We start from the raw sequence: 4,573 nt of genomic DNA on the forward strand, positions 1-4,573 counted from the left end.
ATAGGTTTGTATGGTCTGCAGGCCTCTGATACCACTGCAGCACGTATGGATTTGGAACCCGCAATGAGCGTGCGTGCTCGCGTAACGCGTGCGGTCAATCCTTCTGTGGGAGCAGGTGTTAGCTATGGGATGACCTGGCGCGTTCCTCGGGGAAATGTGCAGGTTGCAACCGTACCCTTAGGCTATGCAGACGGACTTGCTCGTACGCTATCCAACCGTATTGACGTACTGTGCAAGGGACATCGTTTCCAGCAGGTGGGCAATATCTGCATGGATCAGTTTATGTTTGCGGTAGAGGTTAATACTGCTCGCAGTTATCAACCTATCGAGCCAGTACAAGAAGGCGATGTGGTAACCATTGTGGGCCGCGATGGGGACGATGAAATTACGCTTGATGATATGGCTGCAGTACGTGGAACTATCAATTATGAAGTTGCTTGTAACTTTGGGTTAAGACTTGAGAAGGTTTATGTCTAGAGCGCGCAAAATTCGTCCGAGTCTATTTTCGGAAGAAGGTAAGATGGGGGTTATGCATATCCCTGGCCATCAAAATCAAAAGCCAGGAGAGGTTTCTCTTGCAGAAATTCGTGCGGTGTTGGGCGACTGTCACCTCTGCCCCTTAGGAGAGACTCGTAATCAGCTCGTTTTTGGTGTGGGCAACCCTCATGCACGAGTGATGTTTGTAGGTGAAGCGCCAGGCAAAAACGAGGATCTCAAAGGAGAACCTTTTGTTGGTGCAGCCGGCCACAACCTTGACGCGCTGTTGAGCCTCGCAGGGCTTCGACGTGAGGACATCTATATTGCCAACGTGCTTAAATGCCGTCCGCCTGGAAATCGTAACCCTCAACCTTCAGAGATTGAGTGTTGCTCACCCTTTTTGCGTGAGCAAATTCGCAGCATATGGCCTGATGTTATCGTGTGCTTGGGTAACTTTGCGGCCCACTTTGTGTTACATACCGATGCAGGTATTATGAGCCTGCGTGGGAAATTTTATCAAGCAGGACATTTTGCAGTGCTGCCCGTCTTCCATCCCGCCGCCGCTTTATATCACCGTGAATGGCAGCAATTTTTGGATGATGACTTCCGTATGTTGGGAGCCTGGCTTGCAGAGCATCCGACAGGAGGCGTAAGGTGAGTAAGCAGCCGATGGATGAGGGCTTGTGTATAAAAACGCAGTCTACAGAAGAAACTATTGAGTTTGGTCGCACGCTTGGTGCGCAGTTGGTACCTGGTGATGTGCTGATTTTGACGGGAGATCTTGGTGCAGGCAAGACTCAGCTTACCAAAGGCATTGCGGATGCCTTGGGCGTTAAAGATGATGTAACAAGTCCCACTTTTACCATCGAGATGGTCTATGAAGGCAAGGATATGCCGCTGTATCACTTTGACTTGTATCGTTTAGATGATCCTGACCAGCTAGAAGATACTGGTTTGTTTGATGTGCTTGGTGGTGACGGTGTTTGTGTCATAGAGTGGGGCGAGCAGTTTGCAGATGAGATTGGTGATGAGCGCCTAGATATTTATCTTAGTCGCCTAGACGATGAGGTAGAAGCAGGTCAAGAGCCTCCCCGCAAACTTTGTCTTGTTCCTCGTTGCCCGCGCGCTGCTTCTCTTCTTTCCTGCTTAGTCTAATTTCTAAATTATCTGCGCGTGCTGTGGCTCTGCTTCTCCATAGTAGGTGCTATGAGTGGTATAAGGTGTTACTTTATATGGGATTTAGCTTTGTTTAACTCCGTTGCAACCTGAGGTTGCAACGGAGAGCAACTACCTGCGCATTTATAGGTTTATGCAGGTAGATAGGGGTGCGGAAAAAACGTTGCAACCTGAGGTTGCAACGAACCATCCCAAAATCCAACAAGCTTAAAGATGCATAGCTATAGTTAGAGCTAAATAACCATACGACCTGTGAGCTATCAGAACATGCGACGTTTCATTTGGTATAAAAAGCTGTGAAGTAAGTGTTGCTTTTGGCTCGTTAGATTGTCTAAAGAAGGATGCTGTAGGCCTAGTTCTTCTTCCCAAGTAAAAATAGAGTCATTGAAAGCTTGGTGGGGTAGCAATTGACCAAAAGTAACTGAAATAACCTTATGACCCTGTGCTCGTAGTATTCCTGCGCGAGTTTGTGTGCGGTCAAATTGCTGTCTATTCATATGTGCTTCGTAACTGTCGTATTCGAAGATAGCGTCTAAATCTGGGAAATAGATATCAGCGCGAAGATAGTCACAACCGAGCGTACGTTGCCACCGATAGTCATGCAGAGAAAATATTTGGGCTGCTTGATGTGGCGGAAATCCGCGTCCTCCCATCCTAAGCGGAAGTGCCAGCTCGATTGAGAGATTAACCTCTTGGGGTGATTCACAATTCTCATGCACATAAAGCAGTGCTTCTCGCGCTTTTGCAACACCATATACGCCTGTAAGCTGCTTGAGGTAATTTGAAATACGCTCAATCGAAGTGAGGGGATTACGTTTTCCCATAAATCCATAGCCCTCTGGAGAGATATAAAATTTGCCGCAGAGATAGTAGCCGACCTCAATAGCTTGAACGATACTAGATGTCCCTGAAGCGATTTCAAAAAATGTTGCTTCGGGGGAAGTAATCAAATCTTGTTCATTGAGCATGAGGACCGATCCTTCTGGCAAATGATGTTGAGAGGTGCTCTGCGCAGTTCCTCTGATGGCATGCGCACGGAAATTTTGAGCTCTCCTCATGTCAGCTCGTGATGGCACCAACGTATGAATAAAGCGGTTAGTTTTGGATGGCGCATAGGCACTATGGGAATTGTAAGGAGTGGCGGTTCGATCTGGTAAAGCGCCACAATCTATCAGATGGGCACGTACCCTATCTACATCGCTTGTGCTGGTAGTGAGCGACTGAATCAGTGAGTGGTTTGCGACGCATAATTGTCCTAGGGATTGGCTGCGGGTGAGCCAATAAGCGAGTGCTGTTGAATGTGCAATGCAAGTTCCCATTCGTAAAAATTAAGCTATGCAACTTGGATTTAGCTTGGACGATTGCTTGCCATAAGCTGCCTTTAACTGGCACTTAGCTGCGTTCCTGTGTAAATCTAGAGCTAGATAGGGGTACTTCCAACGGTTTTTAAGAAAAAAGGACGTCTGTAAAGAGCAATTATTTTCTTTACGAAATAAAAAACCACATTCTCATCACTTTTTCTACCTAAAAACATGAGCAGGTAAGAAATTCTCTCTATCAGAAGGAGCAAGCGTTGCAACCTGAGGTTGCAACGGAGAGCAACTACCTGCGCATTTATAGGTTTATGCAGGTAGATAGGGGTGTGGAAAAAACCTTGCAACCTGAGGTTGCAACGTTTGCCGATGTGAGGGCAGGCAGGGAAAAGCTGAGGGACGTGCTAGATGGAAAAGGCAAGAGCGAAGAGACCAAAGCGAGAGGTATGGAATGAGGGTGAAGAGGGGTGATGAGCAGTGAGGAGGGCTAAACTAGGGAATTTGGGATTGGCAGCGAAGCAGCTCCTTCCAGTGGATCTTCAGCATATTTTTTGATGAGATGAGTAGCGGATGGATGGCACTAAAGATATGAATACCAAGCAGACCGAGCAGAACGTTCAGCTGGGGAAGCTGGTGCTTGCTCTTGATACCTCTACAGATATGCTGGCATGTGCGGTGGGTCGTATACAGGGATCACAGGTTGAGCTACTCACCTCATCCGACCATCTATGTCGTCGTAAAGCTAATGTTGAGCTCGTGACAACCTGTGAAGAAACTCTTGCACAAGCAGGACTTTCCATGGAAGATCTGGATGCAGTGCTCGTTGGCCGTGGTCCCGGCTCTTTTACTGGTGTCCGCATAGGTATTGCTACAGGTAAAGGTATTGCTTGTGGAGCAAACTTAGCTTTGTATGGCGCTTCTGCCTTGGATGCCGTTGCTTGGTCGATGTGGAAGCAGGGCACACGCGGCAAAATAGCTGTGGCGGCTGATGCCATGCGCGGTGAAGTGTATCCGGGTATTTATGTGCTTGATGAGGCTGGTGTACATCGCACGTTTGAAACCGAAACAGTGATGAAGGCGGCTGCCTGCGCGCAGGCGTGGGGCGCTCGTGAAGACCGCGATGAGTTGCTGGTGGTTGGCGGCGGCCTTGTGAAACACCGTGCTGTCTTTGAATCTGCTGGCATGATGCATTTTGCTGCAGAGCAAAACTGGCTACCCACAGGCGAAGGCCTGCTTATGGCAGCTGCATCTGCTGATGGACGCAGTCGAGCAGGCAACGGAGATCCCGCACTCGTCCTCCCCGTTTATACCCGCTTATCTGATGCGGAGGAAAGCGAGCGCCAGCGCTTGGGTCTTGCCCTTCCAGCCTCGGTAAAGCTTACGGGAGTCGATGATGCACTTGCATCCATTCATCTACAGCTTCGTCCCATGTCGGTTAACGATCTTGATGCAGTAGTTCAGCTTGAGCAAAACGCTTTCCAAGGTGCAGCCCATACACCCTGGACGCGTGCAATGTTTTTTGAAGAGCTCTCCCAGCCTGGTCGTAGTTGGTGGGTAGCTCACGATCGTGGTCAGGTGATTGGTTTTGCAGGTGGCATGCTTGCGGG

At 48.7% G+C, this 4,573-nt stretch carries 5 protein-coding genes; 4 read left to right on the forward strand and 1 reads right to left on the reverse strand.

Annotation, left to right across the window (positions count from 1 at the left end; genetic code table 11):
- From Q0X25_RS07280 to tsaE, 3 genes are all read left to right on the forward strand, one after another.
- On the forward strand, window positions 1-477 hold a 477-nt coding region (locus Q0X25_RS07280; RefSeq protein ID WP_298580614.1), incomplete at its 5' end, for an alanine racemase C-terminal domain-containing protein.
- A 43-nt stretch (window positions 478-520) separates the two neighbouring features.
- Window positions 521-1,135 (forward strand): uracil-DNA glycosylase, encoded by a 615-nt coding sequence (locus Q0X25_RS07285; RefSeq protein WP_298580617.1) that lies wholly within the window; start codon window positions 521-523, stop codon window positions 1,133-1,135.
- Window positions 1,132-1,632, forward strand: coding sequence for a tRNA (adenosine(37)-N6)-threonylcarbamoyltransferase complex ATPase subunit type 1 TsaE (gene tsaE, locus Q0X25_RS07290; protein ID WP_298580620.1), 501 nt, complete (start codon window positions 1,132-1,134; stop codon window positions 1,630-1,632). Before Q0X25_RS07285 ends, tsaE begins: the two co-directional genes overlap by 4 nt.
- A 281-nt stretch (window positions 1,633-1,913) precedes the next feature.
- Here the strand turns inward: tsaE and Q0X25_RS07295 are convergent, their stop codons facing one another.
- A complete protein-coding gene (locus Q0X25_RS07295) occupies window positions 1,914-2,621 on the reverse strand; it encodes a hypothetical protein (protein WP_298580623.1) in 708 nt (235 codons plus the stop codon).
- 915 nt (window positions 2,622-3,536) lie between these two features.
- Between Q0X25_RS07295 and tsaB the strand changes: the two genes are divergently transcribed.
- On the forward strand, window positions 3,537-4,573 hold a 1,037-nt coding region (gene tsaB, locus Q0X25_RS07300; protein WP_298580626.1), incomplete at its 3' end, for a tRNA (adenosine(37)-N6)-threonylcarbamoyltransferase complex dimerization subunit type 1 TsaB.

Source organism: uncultured Olegusella sp. (genome assembly GCF_947253395.1).
In the GTDB taxonomy this organism is placed as follows: Bacteria; Actinomycetota; Coriobacteriia; order Coriobacteriales; family Atopobiaceae; genus Olegusella.

Excerpts from the sequence above, each read along its gene's own strand:
- Q0X25_RS07285 (WP_298580617.1), top strand. The coding sequence starts at position 521 with ATGGGGGTTATGCATATCCCTGGCCATCAAAATCAAAAGCCAGGAGAG.
- Q0X25_RS07295 (WP_298580623.1), bottom strand. The coding sequence starts at position 2,621 with ATGCTCAATGAACAAGATTTGATTACTTCCCCCGAAGCAACATTTTTT.